This is a genomic window from Niveibacterium umoris (genome assembly GCF_014197015.1).
GTDB classification, from domain to species: Bacteria; Pseudomonadota; Gammaproteobacteria; order Burkholderiales; family Rhodocyclaceae; genus Niveibacterium; species Niveibacterium umoris.
This window is the reverse complement of record NZ_JACIET010000001.1, coordinates 1,103,428-1,126,164: the sequence shown is the minus strand read 5'-3', so window position 1 is coordinate 1,126,164 and position 22,737 is coordinate 1,103,428. Positions and strand designations below refer to the sequence as shown.

Below are 22,737 nucleotides of genomic sequence, written 5' to 3'. Positions count from 1 at the left end.
TCCAGGTCAGGCGGGTTTGATGTGAAGAAGGGCCGGTGATACTGCGCCGGCCCCGATTCAGGCTCAGGACTTGTCGACCTTGCCGCCAGCCTTGGTGCATTCGGCGGCAGTTTTGGTCTTTGTCCAGCCTTGGCCCTTGCAGGAATTCTGGCCCTTGCACTCGTTCTTGGCCGTCTTGCACTCGGAGTGGCCCTTGCAGCTGTTGCCGCCGACACACTTGACGCCCCCCATGTCGTCCGCCGCAGCGGCGGTGAGCGGGGCGGCGCCCATGGCGAACAGTGCAGCGGCAGCAGCGGCGATGGCGATTCCGGATTTGGCGTTGATCATGATGAAGTCCTCTCTGGTTGGATGGTGCGTGTCCGACGGCGCTGGCCGGCGGCAGATGCACGGGGTGTGCATGGGAGTAGACGGGGCGAGCCTTTGATTTCTTACGTCGCGCCCGCAGAAATTTATCGGGTTACGACAGACATCGAGGCGCGACGCGCGATCAGGTGGTCCAGCGACAGCACACCACCGCCACGCGCGATCAGGAACAGCAATACGGTCGCCCACACGCCATGAGTCGGGTAAGCGTCCGGATAGACGAACACCTCGATCACCATCGTCATGCCGAACAGTGCCAGCGCGGCGAAGCGGGTGCCAAGCCCGAGCAGCAGCAGAACCGGAAAGAAGTGCTCGGCAAACGCGGCCGCAGTTGCGGCAAGGGCTGGATCGAGCAGCGGGAGGTGATACTCGTCGCGGAACAGATCCACCGCCGAGGCGGAGAGATGCGGCAGACCGATGCTGAAACTGCGCTCGATCAGGTCGATCGAGAAGCCTTCAACCTTGGTCTGCCCCGACTTCCAGAAGATGGCGGCGACCGAAAAACGGCCAAGGGCGGCAATGGCGCTGTCCGGGATCTTTCCGGCGAGGTCTATCGCCTTGTCGACGAGACCGCGCAAGCGTGAGGGTTGCGGCATGGTGCTGACTCCAGTCATGAGGTAATGGCAGCCACGCATTGACACGCGATCAGGCGTGTCAGCGCGGTACCGAGTTCGAATTCAGGGTCGGTTGTACTGGCGAGCGCGATCGACGCGCCGAGTGTCTCGCCGGCCGCGAGCGCGCCGATCAGCGCTGCGGTGCCGGCGTCGAACAGGTGCAGGTGGATGTCGTCGTACGGGCGAACGACGGCGACCGTCTCCGGGCGATCGACCTGCACGCCCGTCATCGGGTCGTCGCCCTGGTGCGAAGCCCAGATCGCGTACACAGCCCAGTCCGATTCGAGCAGTGCGAACGAGGGCAGCATGCGGAACTTCAGGACCGGAAGGGTTTCGACGTCCGCGAGGCAGGCGGCGAAGTCCGCGGGCTTCAACGCCTGTGCATCGGCCGCGTGCCAGGCCACCACCCGCAACCGTTCGAGGCGGGCGACATCGGACAGGTAGGGATATGGCTTGAGCGCGTCGATGTCGCCAATGAAGTCGGGCAGCGCGTCGCCATACTCGAACAATGCTGGCGAGCGCGGCGGATGGGCTTCGATGAAGCCCGAGGCCAGCGCGCGGAAGCAATCCTGACCCACCAGTTCGCGCGTGACCGGGAAGGCATCTTCCAGCCCGGCGATCAGCGATGCTGCGCGGTTGTTCCGGTACACCGCGAAGCGTCGCGCGGTGCTGCCACCGTGCCAGCAACGCAGGTCGGCTGGCGCCGGGTGCGATATGTCGCGCAGTCCGGCGGCGAAGGCGTCTACGCTGTTCATGCGGCCGCTTCTTGTGGGTGACTTGCGGGCGCAAGGCAGCGCTTGATCACGGCAGCCTCGTCCAGCAGGCGGCTGTAAGCGGGCAGGTCGTTGTCCCACTCGATCAGCGTCGGCGTCGGGCCGATCCGATCAAGCACCCGGTGGTAGAGCGACCACACCTCGGCTACTACGGCGCGGTCATGCGCGTCGATCAGCAGCGGTGCGCCGGCGTCGTCGCTGTCCGGTGCAAAGCCTGCGAGGTGGATTTCGCCCACCGCTTCGAGCGGCATCGCCTGGATGCAAGCCCATGGGTCGCGCGCGTGGTTGGTGCACGAGACGTGAAAGTTGGTGACATCAAGCAGCAGGCCGCATCCGGTGCGTTTGACGACTTCCGAGATGAAGTCGGCTTCGCTGAACGAACTGGATGCGAACTCGACATAAGTGGACGGGTTCTCCAGCAGGATCGCGCGGCCGAGGGCATCTTGCACCTGCACTACGTGGGCGCAGACACGTTCAAGGGTGGCGCGGTTGTAGGGCAAGGGCAGCAGGTCGTTGAAGAACTCGCCGCCGTGGCTGGACCAGGCCAGATGCTCGGAAAACGCGTCGGGCTGGTGCCGCGCGACCAACTGTGCGATGCGCGCGAGGTGCTCACGATCAAGCGGGCCGGGCCCGCCGATCGAGAGGCCGACACCGTGTATCGACAGGCCATGATCGCGCCGCACCCACTCCAGCATGCGATGTGACGGCCCCCCGGCGCCGAGGTGATTTTCGGCGTGCACTTCGAAGAATGCCGGCTGTGTTGGGGCATTCCGGGCGTCCGCGAAGTGCTGCGCCTTGAGCCCGATGCCTGCACCGACCGGCAGGCTGGCAGGGGTCGGGCATGCGCCGATCGGGGGCGTCGCGCTCATCGCTGGCTCAGACCTTCTTTGCCTTGAAGGCCTTGAGCTGACCGAAGCCGGTCGGCGAGGTCGGCGAAGCGGTCTTTTCGCAGGTGCCCTTCGGTACGTACTTCCAGGATTCGCCTTGGAAGTCGACCTTCGAGGTGCCGGCGCAACTGGTGCCTGCGCCCGCGGCGCAGTCGTTCTTGCCCTTGAGGGCGACGCCGAAGCACTTCTCCTTGTCACTGGCGGATTCCGCTGCAGCTGTCGTTTGGGATACGGCGAAGCCCAGTGCGGCGGCGATGCAGAGTGCAGTGACCGGACGGGCGGACGATTTGGTGTTCATGGTTAGGCTCCTGAGAAGGTGTGCCGGTGCTGCTGCGGGATGCAGCAGCGGGCAACTGTCCCGGTAGACAGCGCGAGGCGCCAATTTCTTACAGCGGATGTGAATCGGACTTCGCCCAGCGGCGAAACCCGTGAGGGGCGGATCGGGAGACCGATCCGCGGTGAGAAGGGCTGCTGGTGGTGATGCTTGGCTCAGGCGGTCGGCGCGGCGCAATCGACGACCTTGAAGACCACCCGTCGATCGAGCGCATCGGTGGCATCGTCGCGCCCGTTTCCGACCAGGTTTTCGCGCGATCCGACGCCGTTTGCGATGGTGCGGGTGCGCAGCTCCGGCGCTTGCGCCTCGAGTCGCTGCTTGATGGTTTCAGCCCGCAGGACGGAGATCCGCTCATTGAGTGCTTCGGGCCCGCTGCGGCTGGTATGGCCGACGATTTCCAGGCAGGCGCTGCGTTGTGCGGAACGCTTCGCCAGTTCGGCCAGCCAGACCGGGTAGGCATTGCTGACTTGCGGGTCAGTGACAAACGAGGTCGATCCGGGTTTGAACAGGAAGCGTACCGCCATGCGCTTGCGCTCGAGGCCGAAATCGACGATGCGCTGGAATACCACCTTCGCGGCGTCTTTGCGCCCGAGTTTCATATTGGCGAGGTACACCCCGTTGAGGATCCGCAACTCGTCGCCGGCGGCCGCCTGCATCGCGACACTGTAGTGCTCTAGCGATTCGAGGTAACGGCCGGCGTCGTACGCTTCGATTGCCCGCTGCACGCTCGCCGCCGAAACGATGCGGGCAACATAGAAGCCATCCATCGGATCGCCGACCCGGCTGCCCTGGCAGGTCTTGATGTAGCCCTCGGTGACGGAATCGAGCGCCCAGGCGGGGCTGTCCCGGAAATAAGCCAGCGGGGTAACGTCGATACCTTCCATCTTGGCGCGGGCGACGCCCTTGCCGACCAGCGTGCGGCTGTCGAGGTCGGCGAGGGCGAGGCAGATCCGGTAAGCCTCGCGGGTGCCTTGCGTGCGGCCTTGGCCGTCGATGCCCGTGAATGTCCCGATCAGGACCAGCGGTTTGCGCCGCAGGTTCTCGACGCTGAAAGGCTGCACGTCGAACTGCGGGTAACGTTCCTTTGCAATGCGGGATAGTCGGGTCTGCATCAGGCGGGTAGCCTGCGTCTGCTCGCCGGTCATGCCGTCGATCAGCGGATCGATCACCACCAGCCGTTTCGCCCCTGCGGCGTCTGGCGCAACGCTACCGAAGAGCGCGGTGGCAGCTTTCTCGATCGCCTGCTCGAAGGGAACCGGCGTGGGCGGCGGAGGGGGCGGTTGCGGGGCGGGCGCCGCGACCACGGCCTGCGCCGGTGCCGGGGTCGCAGGTGCGGAGTCCTTTGGTAGCGTCGAGGTTGCGCAAGCGGCAATGAGCGCGAGCAGCCAGAGCGTCAGCGGGCCGGGTTTGCGGGCGATCGAGGGGAAGTGCGGGTATCCGCCGTGATGGTCTGCCATGAGATTGTGACCTCCCTGGTGCGATGGAAGCTTGATCGCACACTGATTCGTAGCACTGCGCGGCCAAAGGCGCCAGAAACTTCGCCGAGACTGCGACCGTATTCACTGTCGTTGCAAGCTGTCGTTGCAGCGCGGGCGCTGGCTCGTGATAATCCGCAGGCGCCGATGACGAACGCAACACACTGAGGGTGACTCTGCATGATGCGTGTAACACAGAGAAGTCTGCTGTCTGCCGGTTTCTGCCTGATGCTCGCCGCCTGTGGCGGAAAGGCCTTGGCGCCACCGCCACCACCTACCATCGTGCAACTCGCGGTGTCCGCCGACGCCGGCGTCAACCCCGACGCGAAGGGGCGGGCGACACCGGTCGTGGTGCGTTACTACCTGCTTGGCAATGCCGGTCCGTTCGAGGCCGCCGACTTCTTCTCGCTGTTCGACGGCGACGAAAAGGCGCTTGGCGCAACAATGGTTTCACGAGAAGAGGTCACCCTCAGGCCGGGTGACAGTGTGAGCAGCCGGTTGGCGCCAATGCAGGAGGCCAAGGCGCTGGGTGTGTTCGTCGCCTTTCGTGATCCGAACAAGACGCAGTGGCGCGCCGTCGTGCCGGTACCGGCGAACAAGACCACGGCTTACAAGGTGTCGGTACTGCGCGACCGCGTCACGATTACTCCGGCGCCCTGAGCGCCCCGTTCCGGAAGAGAGCGATGTCCTGGTACAGCAAGGTCGTCTGGTCCGAAGGCTTGTTCCTTCAGCCCCAGCATTTCCAGCAGCAGGACCGTCACGGCGAGTGGTGGGTCGAGGCCCGCACGCGCGGTATCCATGCGCATTTCTGGGGCTTCTCTCACCTCGTCATTGACGAGGCTGCGCTGGCGGCCGGCAAGGTCGCGCTGCTCGAAGGGCGCGGCATACTGCCTGACGGTACGCCATTCGATTTCCCTGCCGTGGATCTCGCGCCACCGCCGCTGGACTTTCCGCCTGACACGAAAGATGCACTGGTGTGCCTCGCCTTACCGCTACGCCGGCCCCAGGCGATCGAAGTGTCGGGTGCCGCCGACGCCGCTACACGCCTGGCGCGCTATGAGCCTGCCGAGACCCAGGTGCTCGACGCCCACACGGCCGATGCGCAGGCCGCGCCGGTCGAAGTGGGACATCCGCGCTTGCGTATCGAACTGGCTGGCCCGTTGACCGACGCATTCGTGCGGATAGGCATCGTCCGCGTCGCCGAACGGCGCCCGGACAACAGCCTGCTGCTCGATCGCGGCTATGTGCCGCCGGTGGTGTCGTGTGCAGTCTCGAACGTACTCAGTGGCTATCTGAAGGAAGTCTGCGCGCTGCTGCGCCAACGGGGCGATGCGCTGGCGGGCCGTCTGGCGCAGCCGGGTGCGGGCGGCGTCTCCGAATTTGCCGATTTCCTCTTCCTGGTGCTGACTAACCGGCATCAACCGGTGCTGGACCAGTTTGCACAGTTGTCGGCGCTGCATCCCGAGCGCTTGCACGAGCGATTGCTCGAACTCGCCGGCGAACTGGCCACACTCACGCGCGCCGAACGACGCCCGGATGCGTTCCCGGCTTACGCGCACGACGCGCTCGACCTGTGCTTCCTGCCGCTGGTGCGCGAGATCCGCAAGGCGCTGGCGACAGTACTCGAACAGACCGCGGTGCCGATCGAACTGCAGGATCACAAGCAGGGGCGCTACGTTGGTCTGATCACCGATCGCGGTCTGCTGCGCCATGCCGGGTTCGTGCTTGCGGTCAATGCCCAGGTGCCGGGGGAAGCGCTGCGCAGCCGCTTCCCGACGCAAGCGAAGCTGGGGCCGGTGGAACGGATTCGCGAACTGGTGAACCTGCAACTGCCGGGCATCGGCCTGCGGCCATTGCCGGTGGCGCCACGGCAATTGCCTTATCACGCCGGGTTCTCGTATTTCGAACTCGATGCGACGGGTGATCTGTGGAAGCAGCTTGAGTCCTCTGGTGGCCTCGGCATTTATGTGGCCGGCGAATTCCCCGGGCTTGAGCTGTCGCTCTGGGCGATCCGTAACTAAAGGCTCAGCGTTCACAGGGTTTCACTGGCCTTGCGTGTGATGAGGTTCGCTGGGCAGCAGTAGGGGTTCAACACAATTCGGGGCGATCGGGACGATCCGATGCCCATGGAAACGGGTGAGACGCGATGGCGCAAGACGATCCCTTCGGGCAGATGCCCACCGACCGGACCCTGATCATCCCTTCGCCGGGGGCGCGGGCGGCATCGCCAGCACCAGCGTGGGCGCCTTCTCTCGGCGGCGGGGGGCGTTTCGAGCGTGTTGAACTGGGTGCGCTTGACTGGGATACCGGCCTGAATCCGCTCGTGGCGGCGGCGACACCCCTGTTGAACCTGGTTCCCCAGCTGCGGCAGGCGACCCATCCCGATCCTTCCGGGCTGCGCGACATGCTCGGGCGCGCGGTGCAGGAATTCGAAAACCGTGCACGGGCGCGTGGTGCCCTGAACGAGCATGTCGTTGCAGGTCGATACGCGCTGTGCACCTTCCTCGACGAGACCGCGGCGAATACGCCCTGGGGCGAAAAGATCTGGGCACAGCGCAGTCTGCTGGTGCAGTTCCACAACGAGGCCTGGGGTGGCGAAAAGGTGTTCCAGTTGCTCGCGAAGGTGGCGGAGCAACCGGAGGCGCATCGCCCCTTGCTGGAACTGTTCTACCTGATCCTTTCCCTGGGCTTCGAAGGCCGCTATCGCGTGCTTCAGAACGGTCGCGCGCAACTCGATCAGGTGCGTGAGCGCCTCTCGCAAATGCTTGCGAAGGCGCGCGGCGAACCCGATCGCGAACTCTCGCCCGCGTGGCGTACGACTGCGACCAGCCGAACCCCACTGCGTGACAGCGTGCCGATCTGGGCGGTTGCTGCGATTGCCGCGCTGGTGCTCGCACTTGTGTTCACCGGGTTGTCGTTCGCGCTGAATCGGCGTTCCGACCCGACCTTTTCCGACATTCTTGCCCTCAACGTGAAACCTCCGGCCGCGGTGGTGACCAAGCAGGTCGAAATCAAGGCGCCTGACCGCCTCTCCAGCCTGCTGCAGGACGACATCAAGGCCGGTCGCATCGTGGTGCGCGACCTGTCTGACCGCAGCATCGTTACCGCCCTTGGCGATGGCGTTTTCGAGCCGGGCAGCGCAACGCTCGCACCCAGTTTCGTCGAGATCCTCGACCGCGTCGGCGCAGCGGTGGCTAAGGTCGGCGGCGCGGTGCTGGTGCGCGGCCATACCGACAACCGGCCGATCCGCTCGGCGCGTTTCCCGTCCAACTGGCACCTTTCGAAGTCGCGCGCCGATGCGGTGGGCGAAGCGCTGGCGCCGAAGATCGGCAGCGGGCAGCGAATCCAGACCGAAGGGCGCGCGGAGAGCGAACCGGTCGCGTCGAATGAATCCGTCGAGGGGCGCGCGCAGAACCGGCGTGTCGAAATCATCGTCTTCCCCGCCGCAGGCGGGGTCTGAACCGTCTACAGGTCTTCCGATGAAAAGCTTCTTCAAGGCGCTGTTGCATCCGGTGGTGCTTGGCCTGTTCGGGCTGATCGCATTTGCCCTGGTGGTCTGGTTCATCGGCCCGCTGATCGCGATCGCCGGGCATGCGCCGCTTGAACCGGCACTGGTCCGCTGGATCCTGATCGGGCTGGTCGTGCTGTTCGTGGTCGGGCGATTTGCCTACCGCAAATGGAAGGCGAGCAAGGCCAATGCACAACTGCTCGATGGCATCGCCGGTCATTCCGCAGGAGAAGCGGACTCGCCGGAAGTCCAGGTGCTGCGGCAACGCTTCGCCGAGGGTGTAGCGGTTCTCAAGCAAAGCCAGCTTGGGGCGGACAAGAAGGCCGGCGCGTTTGCACGCCTTGCCTCGATCGGCTCCAGCCGCTATCTGTATGAACTGCCGTGGTATGTGTTCATCGGCGCGCCGGGTTCGGGCAAGACCACCGCGCTGATCAACTCCGGCCTGCGTTTCCCGCTCGCCGACAAGCTCGGAACGCACCAGATCAAGGGCGTTGGCGGTACCCGCAATTGCGACTGGTGGTTCACCGACGAGGCGGTATTGATCGACACCGCCGGCCGCTACACGACGCAGGATTCCGACCAGTCAGCAGATCGCACGGCGTGGCAGGGCTTTCTTGGCCTGCTGAAGAAGCACCGGCCACGCCAGCCGCTCAACGGCGTGCTGCTGACGGTTTCCATCGGCGATCTTCTGACACAGAGCGAAGCCGCCGCCACCGCGCACGCGGCCGCACTGCGCACCCGCATACAGGAGCTCTACACCGAACTGGGCGTTCGCTTGCCGGTGTACGTGCTGGTAACCAAGGCCGACCTGATCGCCGGCTTCATGGAATTCTTCGGCGATCTCGGCAAGGACGCCCGCGATCAGGTGTGGGGCACGACCTTTGCGCCGGATGTGCAGGGCGTGCCCGAGGCGCTGCTGAGCGAGCGCCTGGCCGGTCTGCAGTCGCGCATTGATCGGGTTTTCCTCGAGCGCCTGCAAACCGAACGTGACCTGATGCGACGTGGCTTGATCGCGGCCTTTCCGCAGCAGTTCGCAGCGGCGGGCAAGTTGCTGCGCGACTTCCTCGACAAGGTGCTGGCGCCGTCCGGTTTCGACCATCCGCTACAGGTGCGCGGCGTCTATTTCACCAGCGGCACGCAGGAAGGCAACCCGATCGACCGCGTGCTGGCGAGTCTCGGCGGCGCCTTCGGGCTTGAGCGTCGTGTCCTGCCGCCGCAAGCCGGCAGCGGCAAGAGCTACTTCCTGACGCGCCTGCTTCGGGAGGTAGTCTTTGCCGAGCAGCGGCTTGGCGGGACAAACATCAAGTGGGAACGCAACCGGGGGCTGATCCGTCTTGCGGCCTTTGGTGCGGTTGCGCTGATCAGCTTGGGCTTGTTGCTGGCCTGGACGCTTTCGTACATCGGAAACAGCGGATACGTCGGCGAGGTCGATGCCAAGGTGGCAGCCTTGAAGCCGATCGTGGGCGACGCGAACAAGGCACCGATCGACGACATCCTCGGCGTGTTGCCGGTGATCGAGGGGGTCAAGGGCGTTGCACACACGGCGTCGCGTCCGGGTGGCGAATCACCGATGTCGATGGGTTTCGGTCTGGGGCAGGGCGACAAGCTGGACGCAGCAGCCGAGCAGGCCTATCGCAGTCTTTTGCGCGACACGCTGATGCCGCGGATCTCGAACCGGGTCGAGGCTCAGTTGAGGGGTAGCCTGACGACCGACAATCTTGAGTACACCTACGAGGCGCTCAAGACCTACCTGATGCTCAATCAACCCGCGCACTTCAACGCCGATGCGCTGAAGGCGTGGATAGCATTCGACTGGTCGCGCAACCTGCCGCAGGAAGCCACCACCGACCAGCGCCAAGCACTGTCTGCCCATGTGGATGCGCTGTTTGCGGATGGCGCGGTGCTGTCGCCACTGCCTGCCAACGCCCAACTGATTGCTGACGCGCGCAACAAACTGCTGGGCTTCAGCTTGCCGGCGCGGGTCTATAGCCGCCTGAAGCGTCAGGGCGTAGGCAACGACATTCCGGATTTCACGATCGAACGCGCCGCAGGGTCATCGGCGGCCCTGGTCTTCATTCGCAAGAGCGGGCAGCCGCTCACGAAGGGGGTGCCGGGTCTTTATACCTACGATGGGTACTACAAGGGCTTTGACCGGGAGGTGGGGCGCGTTTCCAAACAACTCGCCGAAGAGCAGGCGTGGGTGCTGGGTACCGAGAGCGCAAAGCTTGGCGATGCCGGCAAGGTGTCGGATGACGTACGACGTCTCTACCTGGCCGACTATGCCAAGGTGTGGGAAGAGTTTCTTGCCGATGTCACGCTGGTCAAGTCGGGCAGCCTGCAACAGAGCATCCAGGTCGCTCGGGTGCTGTCTGCGCCGGATTCACCGCTGCCGAAGTTCCTGCGTGCGGTGTCGCGCGAAACGACCCTGACCAAGCGCGCCGAAGACAAGACGTTGGTCGACAAAGCTGGCGAGAAAGTCAGCGGAGCCAAACAGGAACTCGGCAAGATGCTTGGGCTGGGCGACGCGGCCCCTGCGGCGGCGCCGGCAGGCGGCGGGCTGGAGATCATGGTGGACGACCGCTTTACCCAAGTGCGCTCGCTCGTCACCGGGGATGGCAAAACGGCGCCAATCGACGCCACGATTGCCTTGCTCAACGAGGTCTACGTGAACCTCACGGCAACCGAAACCGCCTTGCGGGACAAGGTGGCACCCCCGCCCGGCGACACCGCAGTCAAGGTGAAGGCGGAAAGCGCAAGGATGCCCGAGCCGCTGCGCTCGATGCTGCAGCAACTCTCCGCCGCTGGCACGTCCCAAGCCCTCACCGCCACCCGCGAGAATCTGTCTGCGAGCGTTGGGGCGCAGGTCGGCCAGTTCTGCCAGCAGGCGATCGACGGCCGTTACCCCTTCGTCAAGGGCAGCAATCGCGATGTGACTCGCGAAGACTTCGCGCGCCTGTTCTCGCCCGGTGGTTTGATGGACGACTTCTTCCAGAAGAACCTCGCGCAGTTCGTCGATACCTCGACGCGGCCCTGGAGCTTCAAGAAAGTGCAGGAACAGTCGCTCGGAGGCTCGGGAAATCTCGTGCAGTTCCAGCGCGCGGCGACGATACGTGACGTGTTCTTCCGCAGCGGCGGTTCGATCCGGCTCGACTTCAAGCCGACCGACATGGATCCGTCGATCACGCAGTTCACGCTCGACGTCGATGGCCAGCTGGTGAAATATGCCCACGGCCCGCAGATGCTGCAGTCGATCCAGTGGCCGGGGACCAAGGGTGGACTTTCTGCGCGGGTTCAGGTGGCGCCTGCTGCAGCGTCTGGCAATTCCGGATTCAGTACCGAGGGGCCGTGGGCGCTGTTCCGCCTGTTCGACAAGGCCAAGGTCGACGGGCTTGGCGCGCCCGAGAAGTTCAAGGTCACCTTCGATGTCGATGGCCGTACAGCCACGTTCGAGGTGACCGCGAGCAGCGTGCAGAATCCGTTCCGGCTGCGCGAGCTCAGCGAGTTCCGCTGTCCGTCGGGCCTCTGAGCATGGGCGGCCCGGGCTGGTACGGAAAGCTGCCCGCTCTTGGCGACTTTGCACAGCGACGTCTCGATCCGGCTTTCGTCAGTGCGTGGGACGGTTGGCTCCAGGCTTGCATGGCCGAGAGTCAGCGGGCGCTCGGTCCGGCGTGGCTCGACCGCTATCTCACCGCGCCGGTCTGGCGTTTCGTGCTTACGCCGGGCGTGCTCGGCTCCCAGGGCTGGGCGGGGGTGCTGCTGCCCTCGGTTGATCGCGTCGGGCGCTACTTCCCGCTGACGGTGTGTGCGCCGCTCGACGGCGTCTTGCTTGAACGCGCAACCCTCGACTTGCTCTCCTCCTGGCTGGATCGTGCGGAAGCAGCTGCGCGGGCCTGCCTTGCGCACGACGCGACGGTCGATGGTTTTGAGGCGAGCCTCGCCGCGATCGGTCTGCCGGCGCTGTTTCCGGCGATGCCAAGTCAGGCGGCAAATGCCTTGTTGCAGCGCGCGTCGCCGGTCGAACTGGATCGCACCGCGAGCGGCCCGGATCTTGGTACGCTTGCCGATGGCGTGCTGGCGCAGGTGCTGCGCGGCTACACGCTTTGGTGGCAGGCGGGGGGAAGGGCCTTCCTGCATCAGCACCTGCCGGCTGCAGCGCGTTACACCTCAATGATCGACCAGACTTTCGGTGCCTGAGGCAGACGAAAGCAATAGCGGAAGAATCCCGTGTCTGATTCCAACGACGACAAGACGGTAGTACTCGGCGGCGCAGCTGCCGCAACCCCGCCGCCGGCGCCTGCGCCGGCTGCAGCGCGTGACAATTCCTCGCACAACGCATTGCCGGTGGGAACCCGACTGGGCGAATTTGAACTCGTTGGCCTGGTGGGTGAGGGCGGATTCGGCATCGTCTATCTGGCGCATGACCACTCGCTCGAACGCAAGGTGGCGCTCAAGGAGTACATGCCCTCGTCGCTGGCGTCGCGTGCGAACGATTCATCCGTGGCGGTGCGCTCGGAGCGGCATCGCGAGACCTTCGAGGTGGGCCGGCGCAGTTTCGTGAACGAGGCGCGGCTGCTGGCGCAATTCGATCATCCTGCGCTGGTCAAGGTGTACCGCTTCTGGGAGGCCAACGGCACGGCCTACATGGCGATGCCCTTCTACGACGGCATCACGTTGCGCGATGCCCTGAAGGAGCGCGGTTCGCCGCCGGACGAGGCATGGATCCGCAAGATCCTTTCCCCGGTGATGGATGCGCTCGAAATCATCCACAACCAGAGCTGCTTTCACCGCGACATTGCGCCGGACAACATCATGTTGCTGCGCGACGATCGCCCCGTTCTGCTCGATTTTGGCGCTGCGCGCCGCGTGATCGGCGACATGACGCAGGCGCTCACCGTGATCCTCAAGCCGGGCTACGCGCCGATCGAGCAATACGCTGAAATGCCCGGCATGAAGCAGGGGCCGTGGACCGACATCTATGCGCTCGGTGCCGTGGTGTACTTCATGATCACTGGCAAGACGCCACCACCTTCGGTCGGCAGGATGATGCAGGACAGCTACGAACCGCTGGCGACGATCGCGGCGGGGCGCTATGACGACAGCTTCCTGCAAGGCATCGATCGCTGCCTTGCCGTGAAGGCCGAAGACCGCCCGCAGTCGATCGCTGCCATGCGCGAGCTGGTTGGGTTTGGTAGCAACGCAACGGTGTTCGCGCCGGTGGCGAATGTTTCGCCGGCTGCGCGCGCCAAACCGGCGGAACGCGCGGTTGCAAGCGCGCCCGATGCAACGGTTGTGCGGCCTGCGGCTGCTCCGGCCCAAAGACCTGCGCCACCGGTGGCGCAAGGCGCGACGCCCAAACGCAGCAACACGATCCTGATCGGGGCGGCGCTTGGCGGTCTGGTTGTGATCGGCATCGGCGGCTACTTGGTTTTCGGGCGGCAAGCTCCGGTGGCACCGCCCGTCGCCTCGGTGTCTGCACCCCAGGTAGCTCCGCCCGCTGCGCAATCGCCGGTCGCAACGGTTTCTGCGCCGCTGGCACAGCCGGTGGAGCCGCCCAAGCCTGTGTCGCTCGCCCAAGCGGAAGAAGCTCTTCTGACGAACGCAGGCGTCGATTTTGGCGTCGTGGTCGAAAAGGTGAAGTCACCCGTCGTCATCGGAAAGGATGCCCTGAGCTTCAGCCTCAGTTCAGCCAAATCGGGCTACCTCTACCTTTTGTTGCACGACAAGGGTGCAGGAACCCTGTCCTTGATCTTCCCGAACGCCCTCGACCCGGAAAACCAGATCGCCGCGGGCAAGGCCGTCCGATTCCCTCGTCCGAACTGGACTTTCGATGCCGACCAACCGCGTGGTGATTGGGAGGTCATGGCCTTGGTGTCGGAATCGCCACGCCAGTTCGACAAACTCGGTTTCTCGCCACGCGAGGGCATTGCTTCTGCGACGGTGGCTGAAGTCGAAGCTGCGCTTTCGCGCGCAGGCATCAAGGCCATGGCGGGCAGTGTGCAGTGCGCTGACGGTACGGCCAACTGTGGCGCCGCGTATGGGCTGGCGACCTTCTCGGTCAATGAGACCGATGCGCCGGTCGTATCGCCCCCGGCGAAGAAGCCTGCGGAGGCCCCTGCGCCGCGCGCAGAGAAGACACCGCCTGCCGAAAAGAAACCGGGCGGCAAAGGCAAAGGCGCGGGAAGCGACGGCAACCCCTCGGAAGAGGAGTACATGAAGAAGCTCAACCGCGATCTGGATCAGCTACTGGGCGGTAAGAAGTAGATTGTTTCGCTGGGTTGGCCGACTGCGTGCAAACGACGGGCAACTGCACGAAGCCGCGGGGTCGTGGGTTCGTATGCGGCTTCGGTGTACGCCATTTGCGTCGGGCAAGTGGCACGCGTTTGCTGCTCCGCTGGACGATACAACTGCGCCGCGGTATGTGACCTATTGCAATTGCAGACCGAAGCTGCGAGCGCCTTGCGTGGCGCTGCGTTTTCGACTTCGCCCTGCGCGACAGGGCATGTGGGCAGTGCGCGACGACAACGCCTTCGAAGTCGTCGCGCTGCTCGCCTGAGTCGCTCAGACTTCGAGTCGGGCCGGATTCTTGACTTCGATGGTCACGCGCTGCACGTTTGCGGGCGTGCGAGGGTCGATCACCACATTGCGCACCACCGCGCCCTTGCCAGCCGCCTCACGGGTTTGCTGAGCGGCGACCTTGGTCTTGCCTACTTTTTCCGACGGTACGGCGATGGTCATGTCGACCGTTTCACCGCGCTCAGTGGCGACCTTGCGGGCGTAGTCGTTGAGCTTGCGCATCGCTTCGCGGCCATCCTGCGTGTCGACCTGACTCAGGGGAATATCAACCGACACCGACTTGAATGCCTGGACCGTTTCGGTCTTCCCGGTTTCACGGTCAGTGACTTTCACCGTGTCGGTCTGTACCGGCGAGGATTTTGCCCCCTCGACTGACTTCGCCGCGTCGGCTGCCCTGCGCGCTTCCTCGATCTCGCTGTTGCGCGCACGCTGATAGCCGATGATGCCGCCGACCACAGCGCCTGCAGCACAGGCGGTGCCAACGTCGTTCGAGGTCACCTTGGCGAGCAGGGCGCCCGCGGCGCAACCGATTGCCGCGCCGACGGCTGCATCCTGCGTCTTCTGATCTGTGGTCGCGCAACTGGTGAGCAGGAAGGGTGTCAGCGCCAGGTAGGTCGCAATGCGGATATGGCTTTTCATTTTTGCTCTCCGGGTCATGCTGGTTCTGTGGTGGCGGTCGTCGCGGTCCGGATGATCGTGGTGGGTTCGTCAGAACCGACCCGCACGCAGATCGCGGTGAAATTGTCGTTTCCCGAGCTTACCTTTGCCCGCAAGGCTTCGCTCATCTGCTGCAGCCAGTCGGCGGGCGAAGTGCTGTGCGCGAGCAGACGCGTCATGTCGGTTTCTTCAACGTATTCCCACCAGCCATCGGTGCACATCAGGAATACATCGCCTTGCTGGATGCGCAAGGGCGTGCCGGCCACTGAAAGTTCGATCGATTCGGCCGAACCTATCGCCGATGTCAGCAGGCTACGCTGCGGGTGACTGCGGATCATCGCGGTGCTGCCGTAGCCGGCGTCGATGAGGTTTTGCACCAGGCTGTGGTCGCGAGTGCAATAGGCGACCTGGCCGTCGCGGAAGAGGTAGATCCGCGTGTCACCCGCGTGGCCCCAGATGGCTTCGTCGCGATTGCGATCGATCATCAGCATGGCGACGGTGGCGTGCATGTCGTCCTGCGTGGCGCCGCTGCGCTTGGCGTTGATCACCGCGTCGTTGGCACTGCGCAGCAATTCGACAGCGCGATCAGACCCGACATGGGCATTGGCCGAAAAGGATTCGAGAATGCGGCTGACGACCAGACGTGAAGCCATGTCGCCGCTGCCATGCCCGCCGGCGCCGTCGGACACGACCCAGCAGCCGCTGGTGTCGGAGCTCCAGTAGCCGCAGGCGTCTTCATTGCGCGACCGGCCACCCTGGTCGGTGAGATAGGCGGTTTCTAGGTCGAGCATCGGGGGCTCCGCGGCTGGGTCACTCGCGGCCTGGGTCGGACGCCAGGCGATCGATCTGTTCTTCGTAGGCCTTCAGGAAGGCGTGACCGAACAGCGTCTGGAAGTCATCTTCCGCTTCGCGCGAGATGTCAGCGTAATGCTGTTCATAGAGGTCCCACAAGCGTGCCTTTCGCGAACCGGGCAGGACGTTGTCGAGGAAGCCTCGGGCCGAAATGCGCCCTTCGAGTTGTTCCGGCTTGAAGCGCGCGAGCACGCCGGTGAGGGCCGCACGCATGCCGGCCATGAAGCCGAACTGGTGTGAGCGCAAATCGTCATAGGCATCCCGCATCGCCTTGACTGGCTCCATGAAGCCACGACCCTGTGGCGCGAGCAGTTGAACCAGCGCGAATTCGACATCCGGCGCGAACTTGAGCGGGTTGTTTTCCTTGCTCACGATCATTGTCACTTCGGCGCGGATCTCGCGCTTTGTCAGCGCGCGTGCGGTGAGAAGCGCCATCGTGCCGGCGACCGATTCGCGCAACACCCGGCCGATCTGCTCCATGCGCTCGGGCGATAGCCCGTCGGCGGGTTGCAATGGAAAACCGAGCCCGCGTTGGAATGCGGCCAGCAGAACGTCCGGCGGTGTGGCCTCGTTGCCGGCTGGCAGCGGTGCAGGCGCGGGCGCGGAGGGGGGCGTCGCAGTCGGCGCAGGTGCTTGCTGTGCCGGCGCCGCAACCGGCGTTGCAAAGGGCGTGGATTCCATGCGCACCGAGACACCCGGATCGGCCCCGGTGCCCGCAGCCGGCACCACACGTTCGGCGGTGTCGGCGCTGGATGGGGTGGCCGGGCTTGGCGTTGCCGGCTCAGACCACGAAAAGACGATGCCGGGAGCCGGTTCTGGCGCGGGCGCTGGCTGTGGCGGTGGCGCCATTGCAGCCGGGGGCTCTGCGCTCTGTGGCGCAAGTGGGCGTGGTGGGGTGAAGGCTTCGCCAAGCATCGGGGCGTCGTCGCGCAGTGGTGCGGCGGACGGCGCGACCGCAGGCGCGGCCCCGAACAACGCGAGCGGATCGATTGCAGCCGGTGCGCTGGCCGGCGCGTCGGTATGCGATGAGAGCGCTGTGCCGGCAAACGGGTCTGCTGCGCCCTTGCCCCCGCCAAGCCCGAACAGATCATCCACCGATGCGGCTGGCGCAAGATTCAGGTCCATCCCCAGCGGCGCGCTTGGTTTCGGCGCTGGCGGCGGTGCTGCGAACGGATCGGGCAATGGTGCCGTGTTCGTCGCCGCAGGGGGCGTGGGCACGGCGGCCGCGAAGACTGCAAACGGATCATCGACCGGCGCGGGCATCGGAGCGGCGGCACGAGGCGGCATGATTGGCGGCGTCGCGGCCGCTGACATGGCGGGCGCGCCGAACGGGTCGCTGGACGGCGCACTGCCGAACAGGCCGAGCGGGTCGCTCGCTACTGTCGGCGTGGTCGGCGCCGCATGGGAGTTCACTCCTGCGCGCTCCACCTCTGCCCGCAACTCGTAGCCGCCGATGGCAAGCAGATCGCCATTGGCGAGCGCTGTCCGGTTGCCGCGCCCGACCGGTCGTCCATTGATGAGAGTGGGGTTTCCACCGTGGTCTTCGATCAGGAAAACGCCACGTTCCCAGATCACTTGCGCATGGAGTCGCGAGATGTGCCGTTCCGGATCGGGCAGGACCAACTGATTCCCTGGTTCGCGGCCGATGCTGCCACCGGACTGCCCAAACTCCGCTTCGATCGGCTGCAACGGGGGCAAGCCTTTGAAACTGGTAACGATGAGTCTCATGTCGTCATTGCCTCGGCTCGCTTGGGCGAGCCTCTAGTCAAGGCCCTTCGGATTGAATGCCGTGAGAACGTGTGGTGCCCCGGGGTGCCCGGAAACGTACGTACTGTGAGTCCAAGCCAGACTCGACCTGCTGAATGTGCCTCGTATCCTCTCAGATCGGCTAGGCAGACGTGAAGGGGGGCACTCATTACGCGACCAGACATCGGCGTCCTGGACTCGGCACGCGCCCGCACGTCGCACCTGCTGGGGCTTGTATTGCATATGGGTAACGCTTGGTCATGGGAGTTCACGCCCCGCAAAATACCACCGGCCGGCGTTGAATCGCGCCTGGTGTTGTTCCAGCCAGCGCGCCAGGCCACGCAGGGCGCGCACCTGATGGCGAACCGGCAGGCTCGATTCGAAAGGCAGGTCGCAGTCGTAGCGTATGCGTGCTTCCTCGGCTGCGGCCTGACGGACGGAATCCGGCAACTGGGGCTCACTGAGGGTTTCGAGCACGCTGGCCGGACCTGCAAGCCGGCCGAGCCGATAACGGCGGCCTGCCTCGAACCGCGCCGCGTTGGCACCCAGCCAATCATTCCATGCTGCGACCGATCGGCTGAGGAGGCGTTGCCTTGTGCCGAAGGGGCGCCCGTCGCCACGGTCGTCGGCAGCCCCGTGCTCTTGCACTGCATGTGTTTCGTGCGAAAAGCGTTCGTCTGCCTCCATGGGCTCCGGGACGAACTCTTCGCCGAACAAGGGGGCACCCGTGATGAGGTAAAGCGCCCATGCGGCATGGGCGGCGAGGACTTCGTTCCGCAAGGCGTTGAGTAACGGACGTACCGCGCGCAGGTCTCCGAACAGGCCCAGTGCGAGCGCGGCGGTGCCGGATGTCGATGCCTGCTGGAGCGCGGTGAGAAGGATGTCGAGCGCACCGGGGCCTGCTGCGAGCGAGAGCAGGATCAACGCTCGTGGCTCCTGCAACGCGTAGGTGCCTGCTTGCGCGAGTGCTTCAGGCGCACCCAGCGCCAGCAGGCCCGCGAGCGCTTCGATCCGTACTTGCGGCGAGGCGTGACCTGCGAGCTTTGTCAGAAGCGGCTGCGAAGCCGGATCGCGCAGCCGGGCAAGCGCCCGCGCAGCGGCGCTACAGCATCCGGCGTGTTCGCCGAGCGGTGCAGTGAGGATTGACGCCGAGAGCGGCAGGCGACGCAAGGCTGTGACGTCGAGCAAGGTTTGCTGCAGTGCGGGTTCGTGGCGCTGCAGGGCGCTTCCGCAGTGCTCGACCCAGCCCGGCGGGAGTTCTCGTGCTAGCGCCGCGGCCAGCGCATCGCGATGCGCTTGTTCGGCTTCGGTGAGTGCACGCAGACTGCGCCCGAACTCCGTGGCGCGCTGGTGACGGCAGAACACCGAGACGGCGGCAAATACTTCGCCTGGCTCGCCTTCATGCGCACGCCGTTCGCACAATTCGAGCGCCAACGGGCCGCCGATTACCAAGGCATCGAGGTGGGCCTCCAGCCGCGCTTCGAAATCCTCGAGGCGGCGCCAGGCGAAATCGGCTTGCCGTCGCAGTGCGATGCATTGTTCGTAAAGGAATGCCGCTTCCTCGATGTGTTCGAGGTAGAGGTCCAGTTTGAAGCTGCGGGTCGTGAGTGCCATATCGATGGATCAGCCGGGACGACGGCGCAGGATGCGAACACCCGTTACATCTTCCGGGCCCCGTTGCAGGACGGCGTGCCCGCGCCGCTGCAACAGCAGGCGTCGCGCGTCCAGATCAATGATGACGGTGTCGAGCAAGAGGGGGAATTCCTCGACCCGATGGCCGCGCAAGCTGAGCTGACAGTGCGGTGTGGCCGTGTCAGGCAACTGAAACTCGATTCGCCCTTCCGGGGATGCATTGGCGACCAGCGCCTGCTCGTCGCCGCGCAGGTAACTGGGTGAGATCAGCCCGGGGCTGGCTGCGTTGAAGAATCGCCGATCGAAATCGAGCGGGAGCAGGGGCTTGCGGGACTTGTCCCAGGCTTCGTCGTAAGTACCCGCAAGGCGCGCGCGCGGCTGCCAATGCGGGGCAATGAATCCGAACCCTGCCGGGGGTGGTTGGTCACCGTAGCCGCGGAAGGGGTGATCCGGGTCTTCGAGGTTCGGCAGCAGGACTTCTTCGTCCTGGCCGAGCGTCGGGTCGCGATAGCCGCGACCGACCGGATTGCGGGGCTCGCAGCGCAGCACGCCAGGCTTCGGGTCGCGGGTGTCGGTGCCACCGAAGGCGCGTTCGTAGATCAGTGGCAGGGTTTCGAATGTCGCCGGATGCGAAATGCTGTGGCGACCGAGCACCTTGCTCATGACGCGATCGCCGGTGACGCGGACCACTTTCTGCAGAGCGCCAACGCGCAAGCCGACCTGCAGTTCGGTCGTTTGAGGCCTTGGCGCGTGGGCATGACCCAGGAGCACGACGTCGGTCGTCGGTTTGAAGAATGCTATCGGTGATTCGAGGCGCGGGCTGCTGCAAGCTGGATCGCCATGATGGGTGCCGGCAAGTTCGATCGGCACGGGGGCTTCGCAACGGCTGAGCGCGCCGCCTTCTCCGATGACGTAGCTGGCTTGCAAAAGCACCACGCACAGCGGGCGCGAGGACTCGTCCGCCAGGAACAGCAATTCGCTTGGAAAACCGAGGGTGTTTTCGATCTCGGGATGGGGCATCGCCAGACCTATTCGCCGGGAAACGGTTTGACCATCGCTTGCATCGCCAGCGACGGGCAATAGCGATAGTCGGGCTGCAAGGGGAAGCCCAGCCGGCGCGCGATGCGCAGCAGTGCGAGACCTTCCACATACACCAGACGGTCGGCGATCACCGGCGCCTCTTCGAGTTGCCCGCGTGCGATGTCTGCCGAGATCCGCTCTGCGCGCTCATCGAGTAATCCCTCGAATGACGCTTCAAAGGCACTGGCATCGTTGCTGCGCAGCGCTTCGATCACCGCGAGACGATTGCCCGGTGCGCCCTTCAGTGCGCCCTTCCAGCGCGCGCAAATGGCAGCCAGCGCAACGCCGTCACGTTGCGGTGCCAGCAGGTTGAAGAGTGCCTGCGCATAGCAGAAGTCGTCCTCGTATTCGTGACCGGACCGCCAGGCGCCGGGGGAGAGCGAAGCGATGGTGCGGGCGAGCGCGAAGTCTTCAGCGGCGCAGGCGGCCAGAAAACCTTCGATGCGCCCGGCACAGAAGTGATGGTCGTCGACAAGCCCGTCCTTGCGCACAAGTTCGAGATAGCGCTCTCGCACGCGAGCGGCCCGGATCAGGTTGTGACAGTAGCCATCGACGTCCGCCTTGGTGAGCAGAACGATGATGGCTGCCGCGCGCAGTTTGCGCACAAGCTCAACGCTCAGCGGCCCCTGGTCTTGCGCGCGCACATCCGGCGATACCTGTCCCAGCGACCAGAAGGCGATGTCGTAGGCAAGCGGTTCGAGGTAGTCGGCGAGGATCACGGTCTTTCCGCTTCAGGGGGTGTTCGCATGGGCGCGCAGCCAGCGGTCGAGCAGCGCTTCGAAGGTTGGTTCATCGTTCACGTCGATGCCTCCGCCCCAGACTTCCCCGCCGATGACTTCGACGACGTCCTCATCGCGCAGCGCATCGATGATCTCCTCGGTTGCGCGATCATTCTGCACGACACCGTTGACCACGATGCGCTCGCCAGCGTGTGCGCGCCCGGTTTCATCTGCCGGCCAGTACAGCGGATCGGCGTAGAAGGCCTTGAGCAGTTTGCCGACGGTGAGTGTCATGGCGTGGAGCAGTCAGGGTCAGGTTTCGGGATGCGCGGACAATTCGATGAAGCGGATACCGGTTAGGCCTGCCGCCGTCAGCGCCTCTGCGAGGTCGCGCCGCGCGAAGTTCAGATCCCAGTAGCCGGCCAGTCTAAAGATCTGGCGATCCGGCGGAATGAGCGCCTCATCGAGAACCAGTTTCGAAATATCTCCGATAGCGTCTGGATCAAGGAAACCGGTCTCATAGATCGACTTCTCCCGGTCAAGGCAATCGACCGGGTCGACTGGATGAATCACCGCGTAGTCGGAACTAGCGATGCTCCCCTTATGGTCAATGATGCTCACAGGGAGGAACTCCAGTTTCGGAATCTGCCTGGCGGCCAGAATGTCCTTTAGCCGCGCGGAGGCAATGATCAGCATGTCCGAGTTTCGCAGCGAGTCGCCAAGAACGAGGTCATCCGGGTAATCCGGGTTCATGTGGATCGATACGTTCGACGGAAACCCGAACGCAAGCGGTGTGCCGTCGTTGAGGCGGTAGGTCATGTCCAGACCGGTCATGTCTTTGAGGACACAGGAGCCCGGATAGCTCTCGTACTTCCAGATCAGGTAATTGGACATTAGGTCTGCTTGGGCAGATTAGCCGGGATAAGCATCGATCGGGAGCCAGCGCAGGCCAGTGAACCCCGCCGCTGTGATGGCCTGCGCCAAGGATTCGCGAACCAGCGTGACCCCCCACAGGCCCTTCAGGCGAAAGAGTTGCCGGTCTGCGGGGATCTCGGCAGTCCGCAACACCATTTTCTCCATGCTCTGAATGCGATCTTTCTTTATCCGACTCATCCTGCAACCCGAGGCCTCGAGATCAATGGCATCGACGGGCTGCAGCGGGTGCACTACGAAGAAAGGTTCCGACACCGCGCGCCCTTTGTGATCTTCGACCGTGAGTGGCAGGTACTCGACATGCGTCAGATCTTGCGATTTAAGAAAGGTCTTCAGGCGAGCAGAGACGACGAGGATTCCGTCCGTGTTGTGGACGTTGTCGAGTAGGGCAATGTCATCGGGCTGGTCCGGATTCATCCCGCTCACCAGAGACGCGCCCGAAAGAAGCGATAGCGCCGGACTGCCGTCCTTGAGCGGCATGATCGGGTCAAGGCCGCGCGCTTCGGTGATCGAGCAGGCGCCCGACGAATCCGAGTAAGTCCACACACTGAAACCCATTTGGCGCTCCGATGCGACGTAATGATCTCCGGT

Annotated in this window: 21 protein-coding genes; 6 read left to right on the top strand and 15 right to left on the bottom strand. The window is 64.6% G+C overall.

Annotation, left to right across the window (positions count from 1 at the left end):
* Positions 1–63: 63 nt before the first annotated feature.
* From bufA2 to GGR36_RS04955, 6 genes are all read right to left on the bottom strand, one after another.
* Positions 64–327: a BufA2 family periplasmic bufferin-type metallophore gene (bufA2, locus tag GGR36_RS04980; protein ID WP_183632526.1), complete on the bottom strand. Its 264-nt coding sequence runs from the start codon at positions 325–327 to the stop codon at positions 64–66.
* Between the two features lie 122 nt (positions 328–449).
* Positions 450–959, bottom strand: a complete 510-nt coding sequence (locus GGR36_RS04975; RefSeq protein WP_183634903.1) for a DoxX family protein — start codon at positions 957–959, stop codon at positions 450–452.
* A gap of 14 nt (positions 960–973) precedes the next feature.
* Positions 974–1,732 carry an HvfC/BufC N-terminal domain-containing protein gene (locus GGR36_RS04970; protein WP_183632524.1) on the bottom strand — a complete coding sequence of 253 codons (759 nt, stop codon included), beginning with the start codon at positions 1,730–1,732 and terminating at the stop codon, positions 974–976.
* Complete coding sequence (gene bufB / locus GGR36_RS04965; RefSeq protein WP_183632522.1) at positions 1,729–2,619, bottom strand: MNIO family bufferin maturase; 891 nt, start codon at positions 2,617–2,619, stop codon at positions 1,729–1,731. Before bufB ends, GGR36_RS04970 begins: the two co-directional genes overlap by 4 nt.
* Positions 2,620–2,626: 7 nt before the next feature.
* Entirely contained in the window at positions 2,627–2,935 is a 309-nt protein-coding gene (locus GGR36_RS04960; protein ID WP_183632520.1) for a BufA1 family periplasmic bufferin-type metallophore, read from the bottom strand.
* Positions 2,936–3,126: 191 nt separating this feature from the next.
* Complete coding sequence (locus tag GGR36_RS04955) at positions 3,127–4,428, bottom strand: OmpA family protein (RefSeq protein ID WP_183632518.1); 1,302 nt, start codon at positions 4,426–4,428, stop codon at positions 3,127–3,129.
* A gap of 198 nt (positions 4,429–4,626) precedes the next feature.
* On the opposite strand from GGR36_RS04955, the gene tssJ reads away from it, so the two are divergent.
* From tssJ to GGR36_RS04925, 6 genes are all read left to right on the top strand, one after another.
* The gene (tssJ, locus tag GGR36_RS04950) at positions 4,627–5,106 is read left to right on the top strand and encodes a type VI secretion system lipoprotein TssJ (protein ID WP_183632516.1); all 480 of its coding nucleotides are present in this window, start codon (positions 4,627–4,629) and stop codon (positions 5,104–5,106) included.
* 23 nt (positions 5,107–5,129) lie between these two features.
* Entirely contained in the window at positions 5,130–6,467 is a 1,338-nt protein-coding gene (gene tssK / locus GGR36_RS04945) for a type VI secretion system baseplate subunit TssK (RefSeq protein WP_183632514.1), read from the top strand.
* Between the two features lie 125 nt (positions 6,468–6,592).
* Complete coding sequence (locus GGR36_RS04940; protein ID WP_183632505.1) at positions 6,593–7,906, top strand: DotU family type VI secretion system protein; 1,314 nt, start codon at positions 6,593–6,595, stop codon at positions 7,904–7,906.
* A gap of 19 nt (positions 7,907–7,925) precedes the next feature.
* Positions 7,926–11,480 (top strand): type VI secretion system membrane subunit TssM, encoded by a 3,555-nt coding sequence (gene tssM / locus GGR36_RS04935; protein WP_183632503.1) that lies wholly within the window; start codon positions 7,926–7,928, stop codon positions 11,478–11,480.
* A 2-nt stretch (positions 11,481–11,482) separates the two neighbouring features.
* Positions 11,483–12,148 (top strand): type VI secretion system-associated protein TagF, encoded by a 666-nt coding sequence (gene tagF, locus GGR36_RS04930; protein ID WP_183632495.1) that lies wholly within the window; start codon positions 11,483–11,485, stop codon positions 12,146–12,148.
* 30 nt (positions 12,149–12,178) lie between these two features.
* Positions 12,179–14,215, top strand: a complete 2,037-nt coding sequence (locus tag GGR36_RS04925) for a protein kinase domain-containing protein (RefSeq protein ID WP_183632493.1) — start codon at positions 12,179–12,181, stop codon at positions 14,213–14,215.
* Between the two features lie 297 nt (positions 14,216–14,512).
* On the opposite strand, the gene GGR36_RS04920 is transcribed toward GGR36_RS04925, so the two are convergent.
* The 9 genes from GGR36_RS04920 to GGR36_RS04880 all read right to left on the bottom strand — a co-directional run bounded on the left by GGR36_RS04920 (position 14,513) and on the right by GGR36_RS04880 (position 22,704).
* Positions 14,513–15,166 (bottom strand): glycine zipper domain-containing protein, encoded by a 654-nt coding sequence (locus tag GGR36_RS04920; RefSeq protein ID WP_183632491.1) that lies wholly within the window; start codon positions 15,164–15,166, stop codon positions 14,513–14,515.
* Positions 15,167–15,180: 14 nt separating this feature from the next.
* Entirely contained in the window at positions 15,181–15,975 is a 795-nt protein-coding gene (locus GGR36_RS04915) for a PP2C family protein-serine/threonine phosphatase (protein WP_183632489.1), read from the bottom strand.
* A gap of 19 nt (positions 15,976–15,994) precedes the next feature.
* Entirely contained in the window at positions 15,995–17,764 is a 1,770-nt protein-coding gene (gene tagH, locus GGR36_RS04910) for a type VI secretion system-associated FHA domain protein TagH (RefSeq protein WP_183632487.1), read from the bottom strand.
* A 276-nt stretch (positions 17,765–18,040) separates the two neighbouring features.
* Positions 18,041–19,396 carry a hypothetical protein gene (locus tag GGR36_RS04905; RefSeq protein ID WP_183632485.1) on the bottom strand — a complete coding sequence of 452 codons (1,356 nt, stop codon included), beginning with the start codon at positions 19,394–19,396 and terminating at the stop codon, positions 18,041–18,043.
* Between the two features lie 9 nt (positions 19,397–19,405).
* Positions 19,406–20,434, bottom strand: coding sequence for a DUF2169 family type VI secretion system accessory protein (locus GGR36_RS04900; protein WP_183632483.1), 1,029 nt, complete (start codon positions 20,432–20,434; stop codon positions 19,406–19,408).
* Between the two features lie 8 nt (positions 20,435–20,442).
* Positions 20,443–21,213 carry an Imm49 family immunity protein gene (locus GGR36_RS21825; RefSeq protein WP_183632481.1) on the bottom strand — a complete coding sequence of 257 codons (771 nt, stop codon included), beginning with the start codon at positions 21,211–21,213 and terminating at the stop codon, positions 20,443–20,445.
* Positions 21,214–21,225: 12 nt separating this feature from the next.
* On the bottom strand, positions 21,226–21,507 hold the full coding sequence (locus GGR36_RS04890; protein WP_183632479.1) for a hypothetical protein: 282 nt from the start codon (positions 21,505–21,507) through the stop codon (positions 21,226–21,228).
* 18 nt (positions 21,508–21,525) lie between these two features.
* A complete protein-coding gene (locus GGR36_RS04885) occupies positions 21,526–22,107 on the bottom strand; it encodes an imm11 family protein (RefSeq protein ID WP_183632477.1) in 582 nt (193 codons plus the stop codon).
* A gap of 18 nt (positions 22,108–22,125) precedes the next feature.
* Positions 22,126–22,704, bottom strand: a complete 579-nt coding sequence (locus tag GGR36_RS04880) for an imm11 family protein (protein WP_183632475.1) — start codon at positions 22,702–22,704, stop codon at positions 22,126–22,128.
* Positions 22,705–22,737: the final 33 nt, after the last annotated feature.